27 protein-coding genes and 1 other annotated feature are annotated in these 25513 nt (G+C 37.4%); of the genes, 22 read left to right on the top strand and 5 right to left on the bottom strand.

From position 1 onward, the window contains the following. Positions 1 to 58: 58 nt before the first annotated feature. The 6 genes from infC to D569_RS0104980 all read left to right on the top strand — a co-directional run bounded on the left by infC (position 59) and on the right by D569_RS0104980 (position 3340). The gene (gene infC, locus D569_RS0104955; RefSeq protein ID WP_018931298.1) at positions 59 to 565 is read left to right on the top strand and encodes a translation initiation factor IF-3; all 507 of its coding nucleotides are present in this window, start codon (positions 59 to 61) and stop codon (positions 563 to 565) included. 50 nt (positions 566 to 615) lie between these two features. Further along, entirely contained in the window at positions 616 to 810 is a 195-nt protein-coding gene (gene rpmI, locus D569_RS0104960) for a 50S ribosomal protein L35 (RefSeq protein ID WP_018931299.1), read from the top strand. Between the two features lie 201 nt (positions 811 to 1011). Beyond that, entirely contained in the window at positions 1012 to 1368 is a 357-nt protein-coding gene (rplT, locus tag D569_RS0104965; RefSeq protein WP_018931300.1) for a 50S ribosomal protein L20, read from the top strand. Positions 1369 to 1534: 166 nt separating this feature from the next. Further along, on the top strand, positions 1535 to 2266 hold the full coding sequence (locus D569_RS0104970) for a DUF3784 domain-containing protein (RefSeq protein WP_018931301.1): 732 nt from the start codon (positions 1535 to 1537) through the stop codon (positions 2264 to 2266). Between the two features lie 12 nt (positions 2267 to 2278). Then, positions 2279 to 2530 (top strand): DUF1294 domain-containing protein, encoded by a 252-nt coding sequence (locus tag D569_RS0104975; RefSeq protein ID WP_018931302.1) that lies wholly within the window; start codon positions 2279 to 2281, stop codon positions 2528 to 2530. Positions 2531 to 2761: 231 nt separating this feature from the next. Then, positions 2762 to 3340 (top strand): TVP38/TMEM64 family protein, encoded by a 579-nt coding sequence (locus tag D569_RS0104980; protein ID WP_018931303.1) that lies wholly within the window; start codon positions 2762 to 2764, stop codon positions 3338 to 3340. A 1-nt stretch (position 3341) separates the two neighbouring features. On the opposite strand, the gene D569_RS0104985 is transcribed toward D569_RS0104980, so the two are convergent. Beyond that, positions 3342 to 3725 carry a hypothetical protein gene (locus D569_RS0104985; protein WP_018931304.1) on the bottom strand — a complete coding sequence of 128 codons (384 nt, stop codon included), beginning with the start codon at positions 3723 to 3725 and terminating at the stop codon, positions 3342 to 3344. 127 nt (positions 3726 to 3852) lie between these two features. Between D569_RS0104985 and D569_RS0104990 the strand changes: the two genes are divergently transcribed. Both D569_RS0104990 and D569_RS0104995 read left to right on the top strand, forming a co-directional pair. After that, complete coding sequence (locus D569_RS0104990; RefSeq protein ID WP_018931305.1) at positions 3853 to 4338, top strand: dUTP diphosphatase; 486 nt, start codon at positions 3853 to 3855, stop codon at positions 4336 to 4338. Positions 4339 to 4356: 18 nt separating this feature from the next. After that, complete coding sequence (locus D569_RS0104995; RefSeq protein WP_018931306.1) at positions 4357 to 5439, top strand: M42 family metallopeptidase; 1083 nt, start codon at positions 4357 to 4359, stop codon at positions 5437 to 5439. A gap of 84 nt (positions 5440 to 5523) precedes the next feature. On the opposite strand, the gene D569_RS0105000 is transcribed toward D569_RS0104995, so the two are convergent. Continuing rightward, on the bottom strand, positions 5524 to 6159 hold the full coding sequence (locus tag D569_RS0105000) for a lytic transglycosylase domain-containing protein (RefSeq protein ID WP_018931307.1): 636 nt from the start codon (positions 6157 to 6159) through the stop codon (positions 5524 to 5526). A 232-nt stretch (positions 6160 to 6391) separates the two neighbouring features. Beyond that, the gene (sspI, locus tag D569_RS0105010; RefSeq protein WP_018931308.1) at positions 6392 to 6601 is read right to left on the bottom strand and encodes a small acid-soluble spore protein SspI; all 210 of its coding nucleotides are present in this window, start codon (positions 6599 to 6601) and stop codon (positions 6392 to 6394) included. A gap of 96 nt (positions 6602 to 6697) precedes the next feature. Here sspI and D569_RS0105015 point away from each other — a divergent pair, with 96 nt between their 5' ends. The 3 genes from D569_RS0105015 (at position 6698) to pheT (ending at position 11282) form a co-directional block, all read left to right on the top strand. Further along, entirely contained in the window at positions 6698 to 7438 is a 741-nt protein-coding gene (locus D569_RS0105015) for a TrmH family RNA methyltransferase (RefSeq protein WP_018931309.1), read from the top strand. 58 nt (positions 7439 to 7496) lie between these two features. Beyond that, positions 7497 to 7732 (top strand) — a binding site (T-box leader). A 73-nt stretch (positions 7733 to 7805) separates the two neighbouring features. After that, positions 7806 to 8840 (top strand): phenylalanine--tRNA ligase subunit alpha, encoded by a 1035-nt coding sequence (pheS, locus tag D569_RS0105020; protein ID WP_018931310.1) that lies wholly within the window; start codon positions 7806 to 7808, stop codon positions 8838 to 8840. 15 nt (positions 8841 to 8855) lie between these two features. Further along, positions 8856 to 11282, top strand: a complete 2427-nt coding sequence (pheT, locus tag D569_RS0105025; protein ID WP_018931311.1) for a phenylalanine--tRNA ligase subunit beta — start codon at positions 8856 to 8858, stop codon at positions 11280 to 11282. Between the two features lie 647 nt (positions 11283 to 11929). Here the strand turns inward: pheT and rnhC are convergent. After that, positions 11930 to 12871 carry a ribonuclease HIII gene (gene rnhC, locus D569_RS0105030; protein WP_018931312.1) on the bottom strand — a complete coding sequence of 314 codons (942 nt, stop codon included), beginning with the start codon at positions 12869 to 12871 and terminating at the stop codon, positions 11930 to 11932. Positions 12872 to 13041: 170 nt separating this feature from the next. Between rnhC and zapA the strand changes: the two genes are divergently transcribed. From zapA to uvrC, 7 genes are all read left to right on the top strand, one after another. Next, a complete protein-coding gene (gene zapA / locus D569_RS0105035) occupies positions 13042 to 13302 on the top strand; it encodes a cell division protein ZapA (protein WP_018931313.1) in 261 nt (86 codons plus the stop codon). Between the two features lie 7 nt (positions 13303 to 13309). Beyond that, positions 13310 to 13861 (top strand): CvpA family protein, encoded by a 552-nt coding sequence (locus tag D569_RS0105040; RefSeq protein WP_018931314.1) that lies wholly within the window; start codon positions 13310 to 13312, stop codon positions 13859 to 13861. 75 nt (positions 13862 to 13936) lie between these two features. Beyond that, entirely contained in the window at positions 13937 to 15649 is a 1713-nt protein-coding gene (gene polX, locus D569_RS0105045; RefSeq protein WP_018931315.1) for a DNA polymerase/3'-5' exonuclease PolX, read from the top strand. A 19-nt stretch (positions 15650 to 15668) separates the two neighbouring features. After that, positions 15669 to 18017: an endonuclease MutS2 gene (locus D569_RS0105050; RefSeq protein ID WP_018931316.1), complete on the top strand. Its 2349-nt coding sequence runs from the start codon at positions 15669 to 15671 to the stop codon at positions 18015 to 18017. 14 nt (positions 18018 to 18031) lie between these two features. Further along, positions 18032 to 18439 (top strand): DUF350 domain-containing protein, encoded by a 408-nt coding sequence (locus tag D569_RS0105055; RefSeq protein ID WP_018931317.1) that lies wholly within the window; start codon positions 18032 to 18034, stop codon positions 18437 to 18439. A gap of 198 nt (positions 18440 to 18637) precedes the next feature. After that, complete coding sequence (trxA, locus tag D569_RS0105065) at positions 18638 to 18952, top strand: thioredoxin (protein WP_018931318.1); 315 nt, start codon at positions 18638 to 18640, stop codon at positions 18950 to 18952. 140 nt (positions 18953 to 19092) lie between these two features. Beyond that, a complete protein-coding gene (gene uvrC / locus D569_RS0105070; protein ID WP_018931319.1) occupies positions 19093 to 20871 on the top strand; it encodes an excinuclease ABC subunit UvrC in 1779 nt (592 codons plus the stop codon). A 78-nt stretch (positions 20872 to 20949) separates the two neighbouring features. Here the strand turns inward: uvrC and D569_RS0105080 are convergent, their stop codons facing one another. After that, a complete protein-coding gene (locus tag D569_RS0105080; RefSeq protein WP_018931320.1) occupies positions 20950 to 21375 on the bottom strand; it encodes a YslB family protein in 426 nt (141 codons plus the stop codon). A 341-nt stretch (positions 21376 to 21716) separates the two neighbouring features. Here D569_RS0105080 and D569_RS0105085 point away from each other — a divergent pair, with 341 nt between their 5' ends. The 4 genes from D569_RS0105085 (at position 21717) to D569_RS22525 (ending at position 25513) form a co-directional block, all read left to right on the top strand. Continuing rightward, positions 21717 to 22325 (top strand): succinate dehydrogenase cytochrome b558 subunit, encoded by a 609-nt coding sequence (locus D569_RS0105085; RefSeq protein ID WP_018931321.1) that lies wholly within the window; start codon positions 21717 to 21719, stop codon positions 22323 to 22325. 32 nt (positions 22326 to 22357) lie between these two features. Next, on the top strand, positions 22358 to 24109 hold the full coding sequence (gene sdhA / locus D569_RS0105090) for a succinate dehydrogenase flavoprotein subunit (protein ID WP_018931322.1): 1752 nt from the start codon (positions 22358 to 22360) through the stop codon (positions 24107 to 24109). A gap of 15 nt (positions 24110 to 24124) precedes the next feature. Beyond that, entirely contained in the window at positions 24125 to 24886 is a 762-nt protein-coding gene (gene sdhB, locus D569_RS0105095; protein ID WP_018931323.1) for a succinate dehydrogenase iron-sulfur subunit, read from the top strand. A 390-nt stretch (positions 24887 to 25276) separates the two neighbouring features. Next, positions 25277 to 25513: a LuxR C-terminal-related transcriptional regulator gene (locus D569_RS22525; protein WP_018931324.1), complete on the top strand. Its 237-nt coding sequence runs from the start codon at positions 25277 to 25279 to the stop codon at positions 25511 to 25513.

The raw sequence follows: 25513 nt of genomic DNA on the forward strand, positions 1-25513 counted from the left end.
GATCATGTTTCATTACGCTTTTATTAAATTTCGGAGGTGGCTGATTATTAGCAAAGATATGAATGTCAATGAGAGTATTCGTGCACGTGAGGTGCGTCTCATTGATTCAAATGGGGATCAATTAGGAGTAAAATCTCGTCAAGAAGCGCTGGACATTGCTCAAACACGAAACCTTGATTTAGTATTGGTGGCGCCAAAAGCAAAACCGCCAGTATGTCGTATCATGGACTACGGTAAATACCGTTTTGAGCAACAAAAGAAAGAAAGAGAAGCACGTAAAAAACAAAAAGTAATTAACGTGAAAGAAGTACGTTTAAGCCCAGGTATTGAAGAGCATGATTTCAATACGAAGCTTCGTAACGCGCGTAAATTCTTAACAAAAGGAGACAAAGTAAAAGTCTCTATTCGCTTCCGTGGACGTGCGATTACCCATAAAGAATTAGGTCAAAAAGTATTAGAACGTATGGCAGAAGAATGTAAAGACCTTTCCACTGTTGAACAAAAAGCAAAAATGGAAGGCCGCAGTATGTTCATGATGCTTGCACCTGTAAACGAAAAGAAATAACTAGCTCAATCGTTGAGTTAAATAGATTTAGTTTCAAGGAGGAAGTAATAATGCCAAAAATGAAGTCACACAGCGGAACAGCTAAAAGAATGAAAAAGACAGGTTCTGGGAAGGTAAAACGTTCCCACGCATATACAAGTCACTTATTTGCAAACAAGTCTCAAAAACAAAAGCGTAAACTTCGTAAGTCCGCTCTTGTATCAGCTGGAGACTACAAACGCATTAAACAAATGCTACCAAAATAAAGTAGAAAAGCGAAAGTGACCGTTTAGAAACGTAGCGAATGGAAGGAAGCAACTGAGATAAAGGAATCACGGTGAGCATTGCGAACCGATGATGACTTATCGTAGGGCGCTTTCCTGAAGTCGCCTAGTTTCTGGTCACTCCGAGCTAGACATTGATTGAAATAACAAAACAGATTCGTTGATTTATAGGAGGGAATTATTATGGCACGTGTTAAAGGTGGAACAGTTACACGTAAACGTCGTAAACGTATATTAAAGCTAGCTAAAGGTTATTATGGTTCAAAACATTCATTGTTTAAAACTGCAAAACAACAAGTAATGAAATCAGGTCAATATGCATATCGTGACCGTCGTCAGAAAAAACGTGATTTCCGTAAACTTTGGATTTCTCGTATCAACGCTGCGGCACGTATGAACGATCTTTCTTACAGCCGTTTCATGCACGGATTAAAGCTTGCAGGTGTTGAAGTTAACCGTAAAATGCTAGCTGACTTAGCTGTAAATGATGAAAAAGCATTTGCACAATTAGCAGACCAAGCAAAATCTGCTTTAAAATAACGATAACTAAGAATGACGGATAGCTCTGCTTAGAGTTATCCGTTTTTTATATACGCTAATAGCAGAGGTTATCCATTATAATAAGACTGCTAAAGTTCCGCTCCATGCTTAAAATATGAAACCTTCTATTCTACACATACGTAAAAATTTTAGGGTGGTGTTACAGGTGGAGAAAGGACTTATTATTTTTCTAATTATCATGGGATGGACATTACTCATCTATGGTGAGCTTACGTTTTTAGTTGTGAAGAAAAAAGATTATTTTCTCCTTTCAGGATTCGCTAATCGTCCTGAAGAAGAACAAGCATACTTAAAACAGAACGGATATATAGAAGCGGTTGGTAAACTACTAATGGTTACGTTTAGTCTATTAGCATTGTCCTTTTTGTTAGGTGTGTTTTCTGTTCCGTATGGCTTTGAGGTTGGTATGGCTATTTTTCTAATTGTACTATTAGCAGGCACGCTTTGGTTGCAGCGATACGAAGTACCTCGTAAACGCAAAAGAAACTATTGGCTGATTGGGATTATTACAGGAATTATTGTTATATTTATTGCTTTCTTATCAATATTTGGCTATCAAGAAAATGATATGGTAGTTGTTGATAACACACTAGTAATTGAAGGGATGTACGGCGATAATATTCCAATTGACCAAATTAATAAAGTGGAAAAGATAGACCAACTTCCAGAGATTACAGCTAAGACAAACGGATTTGCTATGAGTAATCGTTTAAAGGGGAAATTCCTGACAGAAAAATCGGAAGAATCGATCAGATTGTTTATAGCAGGGAAGTCCAGTTATTATGTTACAGTGGAAACAGAGGAAGGACTTATCATTTTTAACAGAGAAAATGAATCAGAGTTAGATAAATTATATCAACAACTACAATCTCGATAAAGGTGTGAAGAAATGTTAGTGTACTTAGCAATTATTAATATCATTTCGTTATTTACTATGTGGATAGACAAAAGGAAAGCAAGAAAGAATAAATGGCGTATACCGGAAGGACGAATTTGGTTCTTTGCTATTATTGGTGGTGCACTGGGAGCGACTATCGGGATGTATGTATGTCGACATAAAACGAAACATACACTATTTCTAATCGGTTTACCTTTTATAGCCATTATTCAATGGTTATTGATCATCATTTTTTTCCTATAAGACAAGAAAGTATAAAATTTGCACAGATGTCTACGCAAACGCCCAGAAACTAGGCGACTTCACCAATCGCCCTACGATAAGTCATCATCGGTTCGTAAACTCACCGTGATTCCTTTATCTCAGTTGATGCTGAAGTAGCTACGTTTCTAAACGGGCGCTCTGAGCTTTTCTTATAATGGCTGTCATAAAGGCTCGTCTCTTGTCATATTGTTAAATAGAAGGAGCTGATGAATGATGCCAATTGAAATGCTTAGCCAAGTGAAAGTAATGGAAAGCTATGCATTTGTAGCCCCTGTGCTTTTTATTATGGTTCATATCCTTCGCCCGCTATTTTTTATTCCTGTCTTGCTGCTGTGTATTACCGGTGGGCTTGTATTTGGCTTATTAGCTGGTACGATATATTCGATTATCGGTTTAATGATTTCGAGCATTATTTTTTATCTGATCATTCACTTGTTACCTGCCATTGAAAAACGCTGTAAACGGCTGGAAGAAAAGTTGTTAGGTAATGAACTATCGTTAAATACGATTCAAATTATGCTCTTAAGAATGCTGCCATTTATCCACTTCCACCTTATGTCCTTTTGCATATATAAAAAATCCGTAAGTTTTTCCTCTTACTTACGGACAACATTTTTAACGGTGATTCCTGTTGCATGTTTTTATACTACTTTAGGTAAAACGATCCAAGAAATATCCATCTATTATGCGATTCCACTTGTCGTAATGGTAATAATTCTTGCCTATTTGGTCAGAAGAAAACAGGTAATTATTAAATGGCAAACTTTTTTTCAGCAAAACACAGCCTGAATTATTTTAAATGCAGTTTATTAATGGGATACTTCCACTCTATATCAGCGTGAGGATAACGAATCAATATTTCTTCCTCTAAGAAATAGAGATCCTTGCGCTCAAACCCTTTTAATTTCTCTGGATTTCTCGTGTGCATCACGATGTTGATTACTTCAAAGGCATCCTCTGTTGTCCCTAAATACTTTTCCCCTTCAAATAAAAATCCTTTATACGTGATAAAAAAATTTTTTTTAATATTATCATTATAATCAAGGAAATAGAATTCACTTTTTTCCTGGGCAACTTCTAGTTTTCTTTTTGGATTAACGATATATTTATAGGCAGTATATATTAATACAATCATAGCAATAACTACTAAAAAACGAAAAAGAATAACGATCACGAAAATCAACTCCTAATATACAAGACTTCTAAATAGGCTTACGAATTCATGGATGCTTTGGTTTCAAAAAAATAAACCAAACATGCTATAATATGAGAATAAATCCAAAAAATTGAGGGAGAACAATATGAATTGGCAAACACTTTTTGATATGCAACGAGAATTAGATAACTATATTTTAGCACAACATGATTTGAAAAACGAAAATGTTTTTGATAAAAAGGTATTAGCGCTCTTGGTAGAAGTTGGAGAATTAGCAAATGAAACAAGATGCTTCAAGTATTGGAGTGTCAAACCAGCTAGTGAGAAGGCTGTTATTGCAGAGGAATATGTGGACGGAATCCATTTCATCTTATCATTAGGGTTGGAATTAGGACTAGATCAATACGAGTCAAGTAATCAAGCTAGTGATGAAGATTTAACATCCTTGTTTCATCATGTTTTCCGTACCATTTCTGTGTTAAAGGAAGAACAGTCAGTAGAAGCGTATAAAGCTGTCTTTGATACATATTTAACTTTAGGTGAAAAATTAGGCTTTTCTGCAAGTGATATAAAAAAAGCCTATGTGGATAAAAATAAAATTAACTTTGAACGACAAAATCAAGGTTATTAATTTCTAGGAGGAAATCTGATGTCAAACTATGAGCAATTAACGATGTTAAAAGAACTAACAGATGCACGAGCAATTCCAGGAGATGAACGAGAAGCACGTGAAGTCATGAAGAAATGGATTTCACCTTATGCTGACAAAGTCTATACCGATCATCTTGGAAGTTTAATCGCCGAAAAGAATGGCGACGAAAATGGTCCGAAAATAATGGTAGCTGGTCATTTGGATGAAGTTGGCTTTATGGTAACACGGATTGATGATAAAGGTTTTGTCTATTTTCAAACAGTTGGTGGCTGGTGGAGTCAAGTAATGCTAGCACAACGCGTAACGATCCTGACCAAAAGTGGAGATGTTACAGGAGTAATTGGTTCAAAACCTCCTCATATTCTTTCAGCGGAAGCTCGCAAGAAACCAGTAGATATTAAAGATATGTTTATTGACATTGGAGCATCTAGTAAGGAAGAAGCAGCTGAATTTGGTGTTAAACCTGGTGATTCTGTTGTCCCATACTTCGAATTTACTCCTTTGAAAAATGAAAAATTATTACTAGCCAAAGCATGGGATAATCGTATCGGTTGTGCAATTGCGATCGAAGTCTTACGAAGATTAAAAGGAGAAAATCATCCTAACCGTGTCTATGGTGTTGCAACAGTACAGGAAGAAGTCGGATTACGAGGCGCAAAAACCTCTGCATACGCAATTGAGCCTGACATTGGTTTCGCGGTTGATGTTGGTATTGCAGGTGATACACCAGGTGTTTCAGATAAAGATGCAGATAGCAAAATAGGTGATGGCCCGCAAATAATCCTGTATGATGCCTCTATGGTATCCCATAAAGGATTAAGAGATTTTGTTGTTGAAACAGCTGATCAGCATCAAATTCCATATCAATATGGACACTTGGCTGGTGGAGGAACTGATTCTGGTTCGATTCACTTAACAGCAAATGGAGTACCGGCTTTATCGATTACCATTGCTACAAGATATATCCACACACATGCTGCGATTTTACATCAGGATGATTTCGAAAATGCTGTACAATTAATTGTTGAAGTTATAAAAAATTTAGATCAAGATACGGTAGATAATATTACTTTTTCTTAAGCTTGATCAAACATTATTGATATACGACAAAACACGAACATCAAATCGATGTTCGTGTTTTTCTTTAGAGTTATCAGTAAGTAATTATGCTAAGTATTTGCCAAGTACTTTTTGTACATAAGATTGAGTTTCTGCAAAAGGGGGAACATCATTATATTTATCAACATTTCCCGGACCTGCATTATACGCAGCTAATGCTAAAGATTTGTTACCATCATACCGATCCAACATTTGTTTTAAATATTTTGCTCCACCTAAAATATTTTCAACTGGATCAAATGGGTTTTGAACTCCCAATCCTTTGGCTGTTTCGGGCATCAATTGCATTAAGCCTTGAGCGCCAGCATGACTGACAGCCTGTTGATTATAATTTGATTCTGTTTGGATTACGGCATCAATTAATTTTGGATCGATATTATATCGATTTGCTGCTTGTTCAATAATAGCAGTTATATCAGAAGTAAATCCCGTATTATCTGATAAATCTGTAAAGGAGTTGGCATGTACCTGTGATCTGATTGATTGGGCCATCTCTGGATTATTCAGAAAGTATTCAGCAGGAATCTTACTATTATGGGATGTATTCATATAGGAAGAATTACCGATTAAGGATTGCAATAATTGACTAAAATCAGTTTCTGTAGCATTGCTATTAGAATTGCCTGTTAAATTAGACATCGCCTGCATTTGCATTAGATGATAAATGGATTGTACGTTCACTGAAACGCTCTCCCTTTTTTTTAGTAAAATATATCTATTATAAATATACAATTTATCACTCGAAAAAGCAATATCTTGAAAAGGGAAAGAGCTAAGCTTATGGAAATATAGAGAATGACTGATAAATATTTGAAAGTGACTGATAAACATATAAAAGTGACTGATAAAACAAATTGTGGTATAACACAAAAGTTCCGATCATCGTTTTTAGATGATCGGAATTCTTTGGGTTTTATTGATTAACGGCCTGTTCCAATGTATCAAGAACTTCTGTTTTTTCTGATTCGTCTGCTTGTTGCCAATATAATTCAAACAAAACTCCCAGACCAGGAAGCATCTTTTCTTCTCCACTTTGAATTGCATCGACAATAGTAGCTTCTAAATCATTAGCAGAATTACCTGACACGTTGGACATGATTGCTTTTCGTAAATTTAAATCCATATCATCACCCCACATCTTTTACATTTTTCATTATAGTTTGACCTTTATAAAGGATAATATGTATGATAGAAACATCAAAAAAGAGGAATGAGTTAAATGCTAACATCTGTTAAGAATGAAAAAGTAAAGAATTGGCGAAAATTAAAAAAGAAAAAAGAGCGAGATATTGAGTCGAATTTCTTGATTGAAGGCTTCCACCTTATTGAAGAAGCAGATAAAAGTAATTGGGAAATTACAGAAATTATCTATCAAACGGGAGTAGAGGTTAATCCAGAATGGCATGCTTATTCATTACATGAGGTTTCCGATAATGTAATGGCAGCTCTTACGGAAACGAAAACGCCTCAAGGTATATTGGCAGTAGTAAGGAAGAATCAATCAAGAGAAAGACAACTGCAACGTGCTTTGTTGGTAGATCGTGTACAAGATCCAGGCAATCTAGGAACAATGATCCGAACTGCAGATGCAGCAGGGTTTGACACTATCATATTAGGAGAAGGAACTGTAGATTTGTTTAATGATAAGGTGATTCGATCTACTCAAGGCTCGATGTTCCATCTTCATATTTATGAAGCAGATTTACATGAAGAAATCGACCGATTACAGCAGGAAGGTACGATAGTATGGTCAACAGGTCTCGATAATGCAACGTTTTATCATGAAATAGAAGTACCGAATAAGCTTGCAATAATGGTTGGAAATGAAGGATCAGGTGTAGATCCTGATTTAATGAAAAAAGCCACTCAAAATGTTAAAATTCCGATATACGGTCAAGCAGAATCATTAAATGTCAGCATTGCTGCAGCGATTCTTATGTATGAAGTAGCAAAAAAATAAACAGTTGGACTTGCAACATTTGCAATGCTTGCTTATACTATATGAAGTAAAAACATTTATAAAAGCGTTGAAAGAGCTAGTAAATGTGTGACTTATCGTTTCAAGGGAAGAAGCATCACGGACTGGAAATGCTTCTAACGATCACATGTTGAAATTTCACTCTGGAGCTGACACTTGGACCTTGTTTGACAAGTAAAGGTGTTCCGGTTTATACCGTTATCTTTTAACTTGAGTGGATATAGTGAACTATATCAACAAGGGTGGTACCGCGATACATACAGTCTCGTCCCTTCTTTAGGGGGCGAGACTTTTTTAATTGCTTTCGCAGTCAGAAATAAGTTTTGAATAAAAGAAGGAGGTTCACAAAATGAAAGAACAATTACATGCATTAGAAAAAGAAGCATTACAAAAAGTGGGCGATGCAACATCACTCAAGGAATTACAAGATGTAAGAGTTGCCTATTTAGGTAAAAAAGGTCCAATTACAGAAGTATTAAGAGGAATGGGAAAATTATCGAAAGAAGAACGACCGATAATCGGTGAATTAGCTAACAAAGTAAGAGGAAATATCGCGGACGCTATTGACAGCAAAAAGGCGTCCATCGAAGCAGCAGAGTTGGAAAAACAGCTGGAAGAAGAAACGATTGATGTTACGTTACCAGGACGACCTGTTCCAACAGGTGGGCCACACCTTTTAACAAGTATTGTTGAAGAGATTGAAGACTTATTCATCGGTATGGGGTTCGAAGTGCGCGAAGGTCCAGAAGTGGAAACAGACTATTATAATTTCGAGGCACTAAATTTACCAAAAGGACACCCAGCACGAGATATGCAAGATTCCTTCTATATTACAGAAGAAATATTGATGCGTACGCATACCTCACCAGTACAAGCAAGAACAATGAATGCAATGGAGGATAAACGTCCCGTCAAAATGATTTGCCCGGGTAAAGTATATCGTCGTGATACCGATGATGCGACACACTCCCACCAATTTACGCAAATCGAAGGCCTTTATGTCGACAAAAACGTACGAATGAGCGACTTGAAAGGTGTTCTGGATCGTTTTGCGAAACAGATGTTTGGACAAGAACGAGAAATTCGCTTACGTCCGAGCTTCTTCCCGTTTACAGAACCATCTGTTGAGATGGATATTTCTTGTAAAGTATGTAATGGAGAAGGATGTAGCGTATGTAAACAAACTGGCTGGATCGAAATTCTAGGTGCCGGAATGGTACATCCTCGTGTATTGGAAATGGCAGGATATGATCCGAAAGTATACAGCGGTTTCGCATTCGGTATGGGACCAGAACGAATTGCCATGTTGAAATACGGTGTGGACGATATTCGTCATTTCTATACGAACGATATTCGATTCTTGAAGCAGTATCATCAAGCATAAGGAGGAGGCTGAAACATGTTTGTATCATTAAATTGGTTAAAAAATTATGTAGATATCGATCAATTATCCCCAGAAGATTTAGCGGAACGTATTACTAAGTCTGGGATTGAAGTAGAAGGGTTAGAGCATTTTGCAAGCCCAGCAAATAATGTGGTTGTTGGTTATGTAGAAAGCTGTGAAAAACATCCGAACGCTGATAAATTAAACTTATGTCAGGTAAATGTAGGTGATGAAACACTGCAAATCATCTGCGGTGCACCAAATATTGCACAAGGACAAAAAGTTGCTGTAGCAAAACCTGGTGCTATTTTACCTGGAAACTTTAAAATAAAAAAAGCAAAACTGCGTGGTGTGGAATCAAATGGGATGATATGCTCCCTACAAGAATTAGGTGTAGAAGAAAAATTTGTCCCAAAAGAATTTGCTAGTGGCATTTTCGTATTTCCGGAAGATGCAGAAATTGGTGCAGATGTAAACGAACTATTGAATCTCGATGATATTATTATCGAGCTTGGTTTAACACCAAACCGTTCCGATGCATTAAGCATGCTAGGTGTTGCATATGAAGTAGCGGCTATTTTAGATGTACCAATTCGTTTGCCACAGGCGAATTATCATTCAAATGATGAGGAGATAGAGAAGCAAGTTTCTGTTAAAGTAGACGCAGTTGAGCAAAACCCATACTATGGAGCATTTTTGCTTAAAAATGTGAAAGTTGGTTCGTCACCACTTTGGCTGCGTAACTACTTAATGGCAGCGGGTATTCGACCAATTAATAATGTGGTAGATATTACCAATTATGTGTTGTTAGAATATGGTCAGCCATTACACGCTTTCGATTTTGATAAGTTTGGATCAAATGAAGTGGTTGTTAGAATGGCGAACGAAGGGGAAAAACTGGTTACACTAGATGACCAAGAACGTACATTAACAAATGAGCATTTAGTGATTACAAATGGAAAAGAACCTGTAGCACTTGCTGGTGTAATGGGGGGGGCTGATTCAGAAGTATCTGAGCAAACGACTACTGTGTTATTAGAAGCAGCTTATTTCGATGGTCAAACCGTCCGTAAAGCATCTAAAGACTTTGATTTACGTAGTGAAGCAAGTAATCGATTTGAAAAAGGAGTAGACCCTAATCGTGTTAAACAAGCAGGTGAAAGAGCTTGTCAATTGCTACAACAATATGCAGGAGCAACTGTTTTAAACGGAGTAGCAGAATATGATCAATTAGACTATTCAGAGAAAACTGTAACGATTTGGACGTCTACTATTAATGATCGATTAGGTACGAATATTTCTGATGCTGATATTGCTGATATCTTGCGAAAATTAAACTTTAACCATAATCAAGACGGTGAAACATTTACTGTTTATGCACCAACTCGTCGTCAGGATATTGTTATTTTTGAAGATATGCTAGAAGAAGTGGCACGAATTTATGGCTATGACAATTTACCTTTCACCTTACCAAGTGGTGGTGCACAAGCAGGGGGACTAACGAAACAACAAGCGTTAAAACGTCATGTTAAACGATTCTTAGAAGGTGCAGGCTTATCTGAAACGGTAACCTATTCATTAACAAGTAAGGAACGAGCAACTGAACTTGTTAGTCCTGAAGTAGCTGAAGCAATGGTTTCTTCTGTCTCGTTGGCAATGCCGATGAGTGAAGAGCACAGTACATTGCGCTTAAGCATTTTGCCTGAAATGCTATCATCTGTTGCCTATAATTTAGCGCGTAAACAAGCAAATGTAGCCTATTATGAATTAGGTAGTATTTTCATTTCCAAAGAAGAGAAAGTAACAAAGCAACCAGAAGAGAAAGTACGATTAGCAGGTGCACTAACTGGAGAATGGCTTACACATCCTTGGCAGCAAGAGAAGAAAACAGTAGATTTCTTTGTTGTGAAAGGAATTATAGAAGCATTATTTGAAACATTAAATCTAGATGTTACTTTTGTACAGGCGAAAGTGGAGGGAATGCATCCAGGTAGAACAGCACAATTATTCGTAGCTGATCAAGCAATTGGTTTTGTTGGACAGGTGCACCCGCAATTGCAAAAAGATTATGATTTAAAAGAAACGTTCGTGTTTGATATCGATTTTGATTATATTCTTTCCATCCATGCAAACGAACCTAGTTTTGCGAAGATACCTCGTTATCCAAGTGTAACTAGAGATATCGCATTAGTTGTCGATGAATCTGTTCAGGCAGGTGCATTGCAGGCAACGATTGCACAAGCTGGCGGAGAATTGGTTAAAGATATCCAAGTATTTGATGTGTATCAAGGTGAGCATTTAGCAGAAGGCAAGAAGTCTATTGCATTCAGTTTGTTCTATCAAGATCCTGAAAGAACACTAACAGATAAAGAAGTAGAATCATCCTACCAAGCGATTCTAGATGCAGTAGCAAACGACCATAATGCTGAATTAAGAGGGTAAAACAAAATAGGCTAGAACATAATAAAATAGTTAGGACGAGAATCCGAACAATCTGAAGCGGTATTTGCGATCAGACATTAATGTTCGGATTTTCCTATCTAATCAATCTTTTTTCTATTCTCTTTTTCAAAAGCAGTGTGCCTAGCCAAGATGGTGAAAGTTCAATCCGATGTGCCAAGACGCTCGGTAGCTGACGAGCAACTGATAGAGAAATTCTAAGGTTGAATTCCCGTTACAAAGTAACTCTCTTACAGCCTTGTCAATTAGAACCCTCTACTAGGGAAAAAGGAAAGTCGAGACTCTTTCTTATAGACGAAGACCTGGCAAGTGTGAAGATCTTGGAGTAACACCACCGAAAGAAGTGGCAAACATACATCGAACTAGCATATCTTACGTGGAAAACCTCTTATTTCACATGTAAGATTTGCCGGTAATTATCTGTTTATCGGGAAAACCGTTCCTCCTCATTGACAGATTTCCCTGTTAATCCAACTTTACGGGGAAATCTTACTTTTTTATTTAACAGTTTTCCTCGTGACACTATTCATTATTTAAGTTGGTCTTGAAGTCGTTACAGTTCTAACCATAGCTGAAGGGCAAAATCCAACAGAAAAGGAAGTGGTATTACATTGTTACATGAATGCACCTTACCTTTTTACATATTTCAAAGCTTTATCTGTATTAGCAAAGTGCATTTTTGCAACATGAGATAAAGCATCTAAACCATTTTTCTTAATAAAATATGCGGCAGCTTCATCGACTTTACTGGAAGCACCCTTTGGAATGGTGAAGCCATACTGCTTGGACATTTGATCCATCTCTTTCACAAACTTAGCACGTGCAATAATCGAGGCTGCGGCAACCGACGTGGAATAACTTTCAGCTTTCGTCATAAAAAAGGTGTTTTTCTCTAATTTCATTCCCTCTTGACCGATATGTTTTAGGTAGGAGGATGGCTGACAAAATTGATCAATTAAGATACCATGACTAGGTGCTTGACCGATTTTGGCTAATAATTTTTGGATCGCGTGCTGGTGGAGCATTGCTTTCATTTTACCTTGATTCCAGCCCTTTTTCTGCAGTTTATTATATCTCGTATTATCTAAGGTTAACAAAGTGTAAGGAATCTTCTCTTGGACAATTTCTTTGGCCAGTCGAGCAATATTTATATCTGTTAATGTTTTGGAATCGGTAATGCCCATTGACTGCAGTAACTGGATTTTATCCTCTGGGACATAAACAGCACTAACTGTGATTGGACCAAAATAGTCACCTGTACCTGCTTCATCTGTGCCGATATGTGCATGGGTAAAAAGTGATTCAGGTGGTTGGTAATTATGCTCGTTAACCGAAGCTTTAGCGCGGTTGGAGGAAGATTTCCCTGTAGACTGCGCACTCCATTTCTCTGCTTCTTGTTGAGCATGATCACCTTGAAACATAACCTTTCCAGATTTATAGGCAGTAACTGTTACATGATTGATTTTTGCTAAGAAAAGACTATTTGGCGGAACTTTGGTAATATATTTTTCGTAGTATTCTTTAACCTTAGATAACTCATTTTTTGAAAATTGTAATACGATATTTGACAACAGTATTCGTCCTTTCTTTAACCTAAGAGTAAAAAATAGGAGGCTAGAACGGTACTCTCTCCTCTTTTCTATAAGTATAACAGAGATAGGTTTTATCAGAATAGTTTTCTATTTGGATGCTTCATGTTAATATTAATTTTAAGGTTATTTGTCTAGAAGGGGGAATCGTGGTGTCCCAGCCAGAAAAAACACGGACTACCGTTGATATATATGGAAGATCATATAATATTGTTGGAAATGAAAAACCTGAGCAAATCCGTGCTGTAGCAAATTTAGTAGATGAAAAAATGCGTGAAATTCATGCTGTGAATAAATCATTAGATTCCACTAATTTGGCTGTTTTGACAGCTGTAAATACAATGAATGATTATATGAAACTGAAAGAAGAGTTTGAAGTATTACAAAAATTACTAGAGGAGAAAGAGGAATAAATTTGTCATGGTGAACTTTATATTGATTGTTTTATTAATTATCGGGGTACTTGTTGGTCTAAGGAGAGGTTTTATACTGCAAGTACTTCATCTTACTGCGTTTATTATTGCTTTTATTGTAGCAGCTACATATTATGATGATGTTGCTTCCAAATTAGAATTATGGATACCATATCCTGAGTTAATGTCTGATTCTTCATGGGCTGTCTTTTTAGAGTCATTACCTTTAGAAGCAGCCTATTATAATGCGATTGCGTTTGGTGCTTTGTTCTTTGTAACTAAAATTATCTTGCAAATCGTAGCAACGATGCTTGATTTTGTTGCGGATTTACCACTGCTGAATGTTATTAATAGCTGGCTAGGAGCTATTTTAGGATTTATAGAAGTTTATTTACTTATTTTTGTTGCACTTTATATTTTAGCACTTGCACCTGTCTCCGTTATTCAGGACTATATTGATGGTTCAAGTATTGCCACTTATATTATTGAACATACACCAGTATTAACGGATAAATTAACAACGTATTGGTTTGAAAATGATCCATTCAATAATGGTTAATCCATCATATACCCTTGCCACTGGAGTAAGCAAGGGTATTTCACATGTAGAATACGAAGAAGTGAGGGAATCAAGATGTCTGTTAACAAAAAAGATGTCATTAAACTACTTGAAAAAATAGCGACGTATCTCGAACTAAAAGGAGAAAATCCTTTTAAAATTTCTGCTTACCGTAAAGCAGCACAAGCTCTAGAACGAGATGATCGTTCTCTTACGGAAATAGACGACTTTACTAAATTACAAGGAGTCGGCAAAGGGACGGCAGCGGTTATGAAGGAGTTTATTGACAATGGTGAATCAGATACTTTAAAACAGTTAGAGAAAGAGGTACCGCAAGGCTTAATCCCGTTGTTAAACCTACAAGGACTTGGAGGTAAGAAATTAGCTAAGCTATATCAAGAACTAAATATTGTCGATGAACAAACTTTAAGAGAAGCATGTGAAAAAGGTGAAATCCGTGGGTTAAAAGGTTTTGGTAAAAAGACAGAGGAAAAAATTTTAGAAGCATTAAATAGTGCTGGCGCTCGACCGGAACGTTTACCAGTATCAATGGTAGTAGCCATTGTTGAGAAGATCGAAGCTTTCCTTTATACGATTGAAGAGATTAAGCAGTTTTCTATTGCTGGTAGTATGCGACGTTTTCGGGAGACGGTCAAAGATCTGGATTTTATCATTGCAACTGATGAACCTGAAGTAGTACGTGAAAAGCTATTACAGTTTGAAGACCTGATTGACACAATTGCCGCTGGTGATACGAAGGTTTCGATTGTTGTGGAAGGGCGCTTCGATATAAGTGTTGATTTCCGTTTAGTTACAGAGAAAGAGTTTCTGACAACATTACATCATTTTACTGGTTCGAAAGACCATAACGTCTTGATGCGACAACTGGCAAAAGCACAAGGTAAAAAAATTAGTGAATATGGGGTAGAGGATGTAGAAACAGGCGAAGTTGAAACCTTTGCTACCGAGACAGCATTTTATGAAAGTTTTGGACTTCACTACATCCCACCAGAGATTCGTGAAGGAAAAGATGAAATAGAACTAGCGAAAGCAGAAATAGATTTAGTGGATGAGACAGCGATACGTGGAGATCTGCATATGCACACCACGTGGAGTGATGGTGCACAATCTTTAGAAGAGATGGTGATCCGTGCAAAAGAAAAAGGCTATGAATTCATTGCGATTACTGATCATTCCAAATATCTTCGTGTCGCAAACGGATTAAACGAGGAACGCTTACGATTACAACGGAAAGAAATCGAGCAAGTACAAGCAAACCATCCAGATATTCATATTTTTGCTGGTATTGAAATGGATATTTTACCTGATGGACGCTTGGATTTTAATGATGACTTTCTACAAGAACTTGATTTTGTAATCGCGTCAATCCACTCTAGTTTCGGACAATCACAAGAAAAGATTCATGAACGGTTACTAAATGCGTTAGAAAACCCGAATGTCGATATGATTGCTCATCCAACAGGAAGACTCCTAGGTAGAAGAGACGGATATGCAGTTGATGTAGAATGGTTGATCGAAAAAGCCAAAGAAACCAATACGATATTAGAATTAAATGCGAACCCAAATCGTCTTGACTTAGCAGCAAAGTGGGTGGAACTTGCCCAACAACAAGGTGTGCATATTGCAATTAATACGGATGCCCACAGCTATGCTATGTTAGAAGATATGACAACAGGGGTAGGAACGGCTAGAAGAGGTAAACTAACAAAACAAACCGTCGTAAATACGTGGACGAAAGAACAATTAATTGAATTTTTAACGAAATAAACGAAGAGGAGGTCCGTTTATGAACGAAAGAATTCTTCATGTTTTAGAATTTCATAAAATTATCGATCAACTAGCTGAAAAAGCAGCTTCCTCCCTAGGTATCGAAAAAATACGTAAGTTGAAGCCATCAACGGATCTCGATCAAGTTGTGAATTGGCAAGAGGAAACAGATGAAGCCTATCATGTTATTCGCTTAAAAGGCAATGTCCCGCTCGGTGGCATTTCCGACATTAAACCTAGTGTGAAAAGAGCTGTTATTGGAGGGATATTGACTACCCATGAATGCTTGGATATCGCTAGTACCATTTATGGAGGTAAACAGCTAAAGCTTTTTATTGATAAATTAGAAGACATCGAATTACCAATTATTCAGAGTTTAGCAGATGAAATTGTCCCCTTAAATGAACTAGAACGAGAGATCAAAAGCTGTATTGATGATCATGGCCATATGATGGATGGGGCAAGTGATAAACTCCGAGGATTACGATCTAAAATTCGTACCAATGAAAATAGAGTACGTGATCGTTTGGATAATGTTACAAAAACAAAAGCAAAAATGCTGTCAGACGCGATTATTACGATTCGTAATGACCGATATGTGCTTCCAGTTAAACAAGAATATCGTTCTAGTATAGGAGGCATTGTCCACGATCAATCAGCCTCAGGACAAACATTGTTCATGGAGCCGCAATCAGTTGTGGAATTAAATAATCAATTACAAGCAGCACGAGTTGATGAAAAAAGAGAAATCGAACGGATTTTAAAAGATTTGTCACAAAGAATCGCTGCTGATGAAGGATTTTTAATCCAAAATGTCGAAGCACTTGCTATGATTGATTTTATTTTTGCTAGGGCAAAATTAAGTCATCAAATGAAAGCAAGCAGACCAACGATGAATAACCGAGGGGTCATCAAAATGAAACAGGCGCGCCATCCGCTGATTCCGGCAGATGAAGTCGTAGCAAATGATGTGGAATTAGGTGAGGACTTCACGGCGATTGTCATAACAGGTCCCAATACGGGTGGTAAGACCGTTACCTTAAAAATGGTGGGACTCTGTACCTTAATGGCTCAATCAGGATTACAAATTCCTGCTTTGGACGGTTGCGAGTTAGCCGTATTCTCAGATGTATTCGCAGACATAGGTGATGAACAATCGATTGAGCAAAGCTTAAGTACTTTTTCCTCGCATATGACGAACATTGTAGAGATCTTGAATACTTTCAACGAAAAATCATTGCTATTATTTGATGAACTTGGTGCTGGTACAGACCCACAAGAAGGGGCAGCATTAGCCATGTCTATTCTTGATCATGTTATTAGCAAACAAGCTCGGGTGATCGCAACTACCCACTATCCGGAACTGAAGGCGTATGGATACAACCGCGAAGGCGTGACAAATGCATCCGTTGAATTTGATATTCAAACATTAAAGCCAACCTATCGTCTGCTGATTGGTGTACCAGGACGGAGTAATGCATTTGAAATTTCTAGACGTCTAGGTTTAAATGAAGTTATTATTGAAGACGCTAAAGGACATATCGGAACGGATTCGAAAAGTGTGGAAAATATGATCGCATCCCTTGAAGATTCACGTCGAAAAGCGGAAAGCGATTATGAAGATGCAGAGGCCATTTTAGAAGATGCTGAACAATTAAAACAGGATTTGGAAAAACAATGGCAGCAGTTCGAAAAAGAACGCGAAGTATTATATAAGAAAGCAGAAGAAAAGGCAGAAAAAGCAGTCGCTAAAGCACGAGAAGAAGCTGAAACCATCGTATCTGAACTGCGCAATATGCAGACAGAGGCAGAATTAAAAGAGCATGAATGGATCGAAGCAAAGAAATTATTAAATGAAGCAAGGCCTGAGTTAACGAAAAAACAGGAAAAACAAGCACCAACCATTGATGAAGACAAAGCAAAAGCGTTAATGCCTGGTGATGAAGTACGATTATTAACACTGGATCAAAAAGGAACTATTATTGAACAGACAGGTAAAAATGAATTCCAGGTCCAAGTAGGTATCATGAAAATGAAGGCAAAACGAAAAGATCTTTTATTTATTAGAAGAGAAGAGCCAAAAATGGAAAAACCATTAGCAACAGTCAGAGGTTCTGCCTACCATGTCAAACCAGAGTTAGACTTGCGAGGGGAACGTTTTGAAGATGCTGTACAACAGCTAGAAAAATATATCGATGATGCCTTGCTTGCAGGTTACAACAAAGTATCAATCATTCATGGAAAAGGAACCGGAGCACTAAGAAAAGGGGTTAAAGATTTTGCCCGGAAGCATTCGAAAGTTGCCAGTGCACGTGATGGTGATATGGGTGAAGGTGGTCTTGGTGTTACAGTAATGGAATTAAAATAAAAGGAGGCCATGTCATGTCTGACTTTTGGGGAAATATCTTTGTCGAAACCGCAGCCCGTTATAGTGTAGCAGTGTTATGTTTAGTTTTATTTCTTGTTATTTTTGAATTAGTCACTTCTTATAAAAATTGGGAAGAAATCAAACGAGGTAATTTCAGTGTAGCGATGGCAACAGGTGGGAAAATTTTTGGGATTGCTAATGTTATCCGTTATTCCATACAACACAATGATACAATTTTAGAAAGCATTGCATGGGGTGGATATGGGTTTTTGTTACTGTTATTCGGATACTTTATATTTGAATTTTTAACCCCAACTTATAAAATTGATCAGGAAATTGCCAACGATAATCGAGCTGTTGGCTTTATATCGCTAGTAATTTCCGTTGGATTATCCTATGTTATCGGGTCAAGCATCCAGTAAAGGAGTGGCGTCGTGAAAACATTAGCCTATGTTTTAATGGTTATAGCAGGCATCTTTTTAGCAGTAGGTATCTATTATGTCATGACTGTATAGTATTTTTTTGGCAACATATAATAACGATAAGCAAAGTATTAGGCTGATTATTTTGTCAATGTTATACTTGTAAAGAAATCGGAATAATGAAGGAGGAATTTCATAATGGCAATTGTAGCAGCTAGCGATAGCACTTTTAGTAATGAAACTAGCGAGGGATTAGTATTAGCTGATTTTTGGGCTACTTGGTGTGGACCATGTAAAATGATTGCACCAGTCCTAGAAGAAATAGATGGTGAAATGAGTGATCAAGTTAAAATCGTAAAACTTGATGTAGACGAAAACCAAGAAACAGCTGGAAAATACGGCGTAATGAGTATTCCAACTCTTCTACTTTTCAAAGATGGGGAAGTAGTTGACCAAGTAGTTGGTTATCAACCAAAAGAAGCGCTTGTAGAACTAATTAATAAACACGCTTAATAAAATGCGATTATCCCTTATTATAGAGACCCTATAATAAGGGATTCTTTACGTAATGCGTCTTTTTTTGTACTATAATAATACTTACACACGAAAATAAAGAATAGAGAGAAACATCATGAAAACCTGGGGGTGAAGTGGTGAATGACCATATTAAGGAGAAATTAGCAGTGTTGCCAGCACAACCTGGTTGTTATTTAATGAAGGATAAGCATGGAACGATTATTTATGTCGGTAAGTCCAAAATTCTTCGTAACCGGGTTCGTTCTTATTTTATTGGGGCTAATGATCAAAAAACGCAACGTCTTGTCCGTGAGATAAGAGATTTTGAATATATTGTCACCAGTTCAGAGATCGAAGCATTAATCTTGGAAATGAACTTAATTAAAAAATATGATCCGAAATATAATGTACTATTGAAAGATGACAAATCTTATCCTTTTTTAAAAATTACTAATGAACGACATCCGCGCCTTATTATTACAAGAAAAGTCAAAAAGGATAAAGGAAAATATTTTGGACCTTATCCTAACGTATTGGCGGCAAAGGAAACGAAAAAATTGTTAGATCGCCTATATCCATTGCGCAAATGTAATAATCAAAAAGGGCGACATTGTCTGTACTATCATATGGGTCAGTGCTTAGCTTGTGCTGATAAGCCACCGTCTAAAGAAGAATATCGAAACATTACCCAAGAAGTCACGAGTTTTTTAAATGGTGGCCATAAAAAAATAAAAGCGGAATTAAAAGAAAAGATGCTAACTGCTTCTGAAGATTTAAATTTCGAACGAGCTAAGGAATTTCGTGATTTAATCCAGCATATCGAATCAGTCATGGAGCAACAAAAAATGACGATGAAAGATCAGGTTGACAGAGACGTGTTTAACTTTAGCTATGATAAGGGATGGATGTGTGTACAAGTATTTTTTATCCGCCAAGGAAAATTAATTGAACGTGATATCTCAATATTTCCGTTTTATGATGAAGCAGAGGAAACCTTCCTTAGTTTTATCGGGAGTTTTTACATGCACCACCATCATCCGAAACCAAAGCAAATACTAGTACCAATTCCTACGGATGTTGATTTGCTCAAGCAATTATTAGAAGTAGATGTGCATATCCCAATGAGAGGTCGCAAGAAGGAACTAGTAGAGTTAGCCAAGAAAAATGCTGAAATAGCTTTGCAGGAAAAATTCAGCTTAATTGAACGAGATGAAGAGCGGACTATCCGTGCGGTCGAAACACTAGGTGACAAACTGCATATCGAGACACCACATCGAATTGAATCTTTTGATAACTCGAATATTCAAGGGACAGATCCGGTATCAGCGATGGTCGTTTTTATTGATGGTAAACCGGCAAAAAAAGAATATCGTAAGTATAAAATTAAACAAGTGGATGGTCCTGATGATTATGAAACAATGCGTGAGGTTATTCGTAGAAGATATACGAGGGTATTAAAAGAAGGAGCACCACTGCCTGATTTAATCCTTGTTGATGGAGCCAAAGGTCAGATGTCGGCCGCTATAGACGTTTTAGAAAATGAATTAGGTTTAGATATTCCACTTTGTGGCTTAGCAAAAGATGATAAACACCGGACAAGTGAATTATTGTATGGAGATCCGCCAAAAGTAGTCGAATTAGATCGGCGTTCACAGGAATTTTACTTTATTCAACGGATACAAGATGAAGTACACCGGTTCGCAATCACCTTCCACCGTCAGCTCAGAGGAAAAAGTGCCTTTCATTCTAAGTTAGATGAAATTGATGGTGTAGGTGCCCAGCGGAAGAAATTATTACTTACCCATTTTAAATCGATTAAGGATATCGAGCAGGCATCTGTTGACTCGATCGTAAAGCTAGGAATCCCAAAACCTGTTGCAGAAAATATCTTAGAACATCTCCAGGAAGATGAATAAAGCCCCTTTTCCTAAAATGGACGTCGGCATTGGCCACAGGACGTGGCCATTTTATCCGACTAATAGGAATAAGGGGCTTTAATTATGTAGTACATGTAAAATAACATGGTCTTTATTGACTTCAGCTACACACTCACAGCTTTTGTCCGTTATTTGTAGCATAGTTTCCGCTAAAAATCCAGCTTCCAGTTGAAAATCAATCTCTTTTAAAGTTTGCAGTCGTGCTTTAACTAAGCTTCCACTCAATTCATATATAAAACCACGCCGCTTTTCGTGTGTTAAAGCTAACTCTCCCCAGCCAACATGTTGAAAAAATTCTTGTATTTCTTCTGTTGATGCACATTCCGCTTGTCTAGCCAAATTTTTACCCATAACATATAAAATAAGATCGGATTCCTGTCCCAACATATCTGGTAATCCGATATAGCGAAGTAAATCATAGCCACTGCTTGTTGTTTGAAGGTTTGTAAGTACTGTAGCAATGTTTGTCTTTTTATTTGTCACTTCATTGTCCCCTCTCTTACCTCAATCAAAACCTAACTCTTTACAACTATTATCACCTTTTTTACCGTTTTCTGCAATCGTTCAAAAGTAACTTTCTCTGTTTTTCCATGGATAATCGACAAATATTTGAAGAAAAAGAATTCGTTTTCTTGACGCTTTTTCCTGATAGAAGTACAATAGTTGTGGTACCAATATACGAAATTCTTGGATGGGATGTCTCGTAAGAGGGAGGAAACGAAAGAAAGAATCCGTACAACGAGATGTAAAGCGCTTTAAAATTTTTGCGCAAAAAAAGAGTCGTATGTTGAATTTATGATGAACTAGAGGGGGGTACACAAAAGGTGGAGAATAGGGAATTTTTTTATCGCAGGTTACATTCACTATTAGGGGTTGTGCCAATCGGGATCTTTTTAATTCAGCACTTGGTTGTCAACCATTTTGCAGTTTATGGTCCTGAGAGCTTTAATAAAGCGGCACACTTTATGCATGATTTACCATTCCGTATCGTGCTTGAAATCTTTATCATTTTTCTTCCTATAATATTCCACGCAGTATTGGGTGTGTATATCGTATTTGTTGCTAAAAACAATGTCAGCCGTTATGGTTTCTTCCGTAACTGGATGTTCTATCTGCAACGAATCACAGGTATCATTACACTTGTATTTATTGTGTGGCACGTATGGGAGACACGAGTTCAAATTGGAATGGGAACTAAAGAATTGGATTATAGCTTAATGGAAAACATTTTGGCTAATCCTGTCATATTCTGGTTCTATGTGATTGGTGTAGTTTCCACTACATTCCACTTTGCAAATGGTTTGTGGAGCTTTTTAGTAAGCTGGGGTATTACCGTTACACCACGTTCACAAAAAATTGCTACATATGCAACACTATTAGTTTTCTTAGCAGTAACATATATCGGTATTCGCGCATTGTTCGCATTTGTTTAATAAGTAGTAGGGAGTAAAGGGAGTGAGTATAAATGAGTGATCGCAATATTGTTATTGTTGGTGGTGGCTTGGCAGGTTTAATGGCCACAATTAAAGCAGCAGAAGCAGGCGTACACGTTGATCTATTATCAATTGTACCTGTAAAAAGGTCTCACTCTGTTTGTGCACAAGGTGGAATTAACGGTGCAGTAAATACAAAAGGGGAAGGAGATTCTCCTTGGGAACACTTTGATGATACAGTTTACGGTGGTGACTTTTTAGCGAATCAACCACCAGTAAAAGCAATGTGTGAAGCTGCACCGGGAATTATACATATGCTTGATCGTATGGGAGTTATGTTTAACCGTACGCCAGAAGGGTTACTTGACTTCCGTCGTTTCGGTGGTACACAACATCACCGTACAGCATATGCCGGTGCGACAACAGGGCAACAATTATTGTATGCATTAGACGAACAAGTTCGTCGTTATGAAGTACAAGGGCTTGTAACGAAATATGAAGGATGGGAATTCATTTCGGCTATTATTGATGATGAAGGTGTTGGACGAGGTATTATCGGTCAAAACATCAAATCTCATGAACTAAAAGCATTTAAAGCGGATGCCACTATATTAGCGTCAGGTGGACCTGGTATTATCTTTGGGAAATCTACTAACTCCGTTATTAATACTGGTTCTGCAGCTGCAGCTCTTTACTTACAAGGTGGTATTTATGCAAATGGTGAGTTCATTCAAATCCACCCAACTGCAATCCCTGGTGATGATAAACTTCGTCTCATGAGTGAATCTGCTCGTGGTGAAGGTGGTCGAGTATGGACTTATAAAGATGGAGAGCCATGGTATTTCTTAGAAGAGAAATATCCTGCATACGGAAACCTTGTACCTCGTGATATTGCAACACGTGAAATTTTTGATGTCTGTGTCAATCAAAAATTAGGTATCAATGGTGAAAACATGGTTTACTTGGATCTATCACACAAAGATCCAAAGGAATTAGATGTAAAACTTGGTGGTATCATCGAAATTTACGAGAAATTCGTTGGGGAAGACCCTCGTAAAGTACCGATGAAAATCTTCCCAGCTGTACACTACTCCATGGGTGGTCTATGGGTTGATTACGAACAAATGACCAATATTCCTGGTATTTTTGCCGCTGGTGAGTGTGATTACACTCAGCATGGTGCCAATCGACTAGGTGCTAACTCATTACTATCATCTATTTATGGTGGTATGGTTGCCGGACCTAATGCGATTAAATATATGGAAGGTCTCGAAAAAACAGTTGAAGACGTATCATCCACTTTATTTGATAACCAATTAAAAGATGAAGAAGAGAAATTCGAAGCGTTATTGAATATGCGTGGTGACGAGAATGCATATCAGATCCACAAAGAGCTAGGGGAATGGATGACTGATAACGTAACCGTTGTACGTGACAACGATAAGCTGTTAAAAACAGATGAAAAAATTCAGGAATTATTAGAACGTTGGGAAAACATCAATATGGACGATACATCACGTTGGAATAACTCAGGTGTTATGTTTACTCGTCAATTGAAAAACATGCTTCATTTAGCTCGCGTTATTACACAAGGGGCATATAACCGTAATGAAAGCCGTGGCGCCCATTACAAACCAGAATTCCCTGATCGTAATGATGAAGAATGGTTAAAGACAACGAAAGCATCTTTTGACGAACAAAATCAAGCACCGAAATTTGAATATGAAGATGTGGATGTGTCATTAATCAAGCCAAGAAAACGTGACTACAGTAAGAAAAAATAAAGGGGGTAGCGCGAAATGGCAGAGGAGAAATTAACACTAATAGTAACTCGTCAAGATAGTCCAGATTCAGCTCCCTATGAGGAGACTTTCAAGGTAAATTACCGTAAAAATATGAATATTATCTCCGCATTAATGGAAACACAAAGAAATCCAGTCAATGCAAACGGAGAATCTGTAGCACCAGTCCAATGGGAATCAAATTGTTTAGAAGAAGTATGTGGTGCTTGTTCGATGGTAATTAATGGGGAACCACGACAAGCTTGTTCAACGCTTGTTGATAAATTAGAACAACCTATCCGTGTCGCACCGATGTCGACATTCCCGGTTGTTCGTGACTTAGTCGTTGATCGTAGTCGTATGTTTGACTCCTTAAAAAAGGTAAAAGCATGGATTCCAATCGACGGTACACACGATCTTGGCCCTGGACCAAGAATGCCAGAAAAGAAACGCCAATGGGCATATGAATTATCCAAATGTATGACATGTGGTGTTTGCTTAGAAGCATGTCCAAACGTGAACAGCAAGTCCGACTTCATCGGTCCTGCACCATTGTCTCAAGTTCGCCTATTCAATTCTCATCCAACTGGTGAGATGAACAAGAGTGAACGTTTAGAAGCACTAATGGAAGATGGCGGTCTAGCAGGATGCGGTAACTCACAAAACTGCGTACAAGTTTGTCCAAAAGGAATTCCTTTAACAACATCCATCGCAGCACTAAACCGTGATACCAACATCCAATCATTCAAAAACTTCTTCGGAAGCGACAACGCACACTAATATCATTATTCAAAACCCTTCTCCAGAGATGGAGAAGGGTTTTCTGTGCTTCTGGGAGCTTGAAGTTGCCAGTAAAGCCCACGGAGTTGCCAATAAAACCATAAACTTGCTAGCAAAAATCCTTTTGTTAATAAATAATGGGCTACAGTTGATTGCAAAGTTCAAGTGTCAATCATAAGTTATTATGTACCAGTAGAAGGTGTGAGGGAATGAAGACAGTGATCTAGATGTCGCATGTACCTTTTTATGCTAATAATTATCCATAAAAACTTGTAGCCAATTTAGACGTTTGTAGAGCACAACTTCACTGTGGTTGACATATTATAAGATTGACTAAGTAATTACCCTCTTATTTTCAACGCCCTAAAGTTAGCAAGGAGGGGTTCACATTTGAAAGATAATGACTACAAGCCGAAGCAATTACTAACGAAAAGGGAAAGAGAAGTATTTGAGCTACTAGTACAGGACAAAACAACAAAGGAAATCGCCCAAGAGTTATTTATTTCGCAAAAAACTGTGAGGAATCATATCTCAAATGTAATGCAGTATAATTACGAACTGAATGAGAATTATTCAAGTAATAAAAATGTTACATTTTTAATAATTTTTTTGAAAAAAGTTGTATAA

This window comes from Gracilibacillus lacisalsi DSM 19029 (assembly GCF_000377765.1).
Lineage (GTDB): Bacteria > Bacillota > Bacilli > Bacillales > Amphibacillaceae > Gracilibacillus > Gracilibacillus lacisalsi.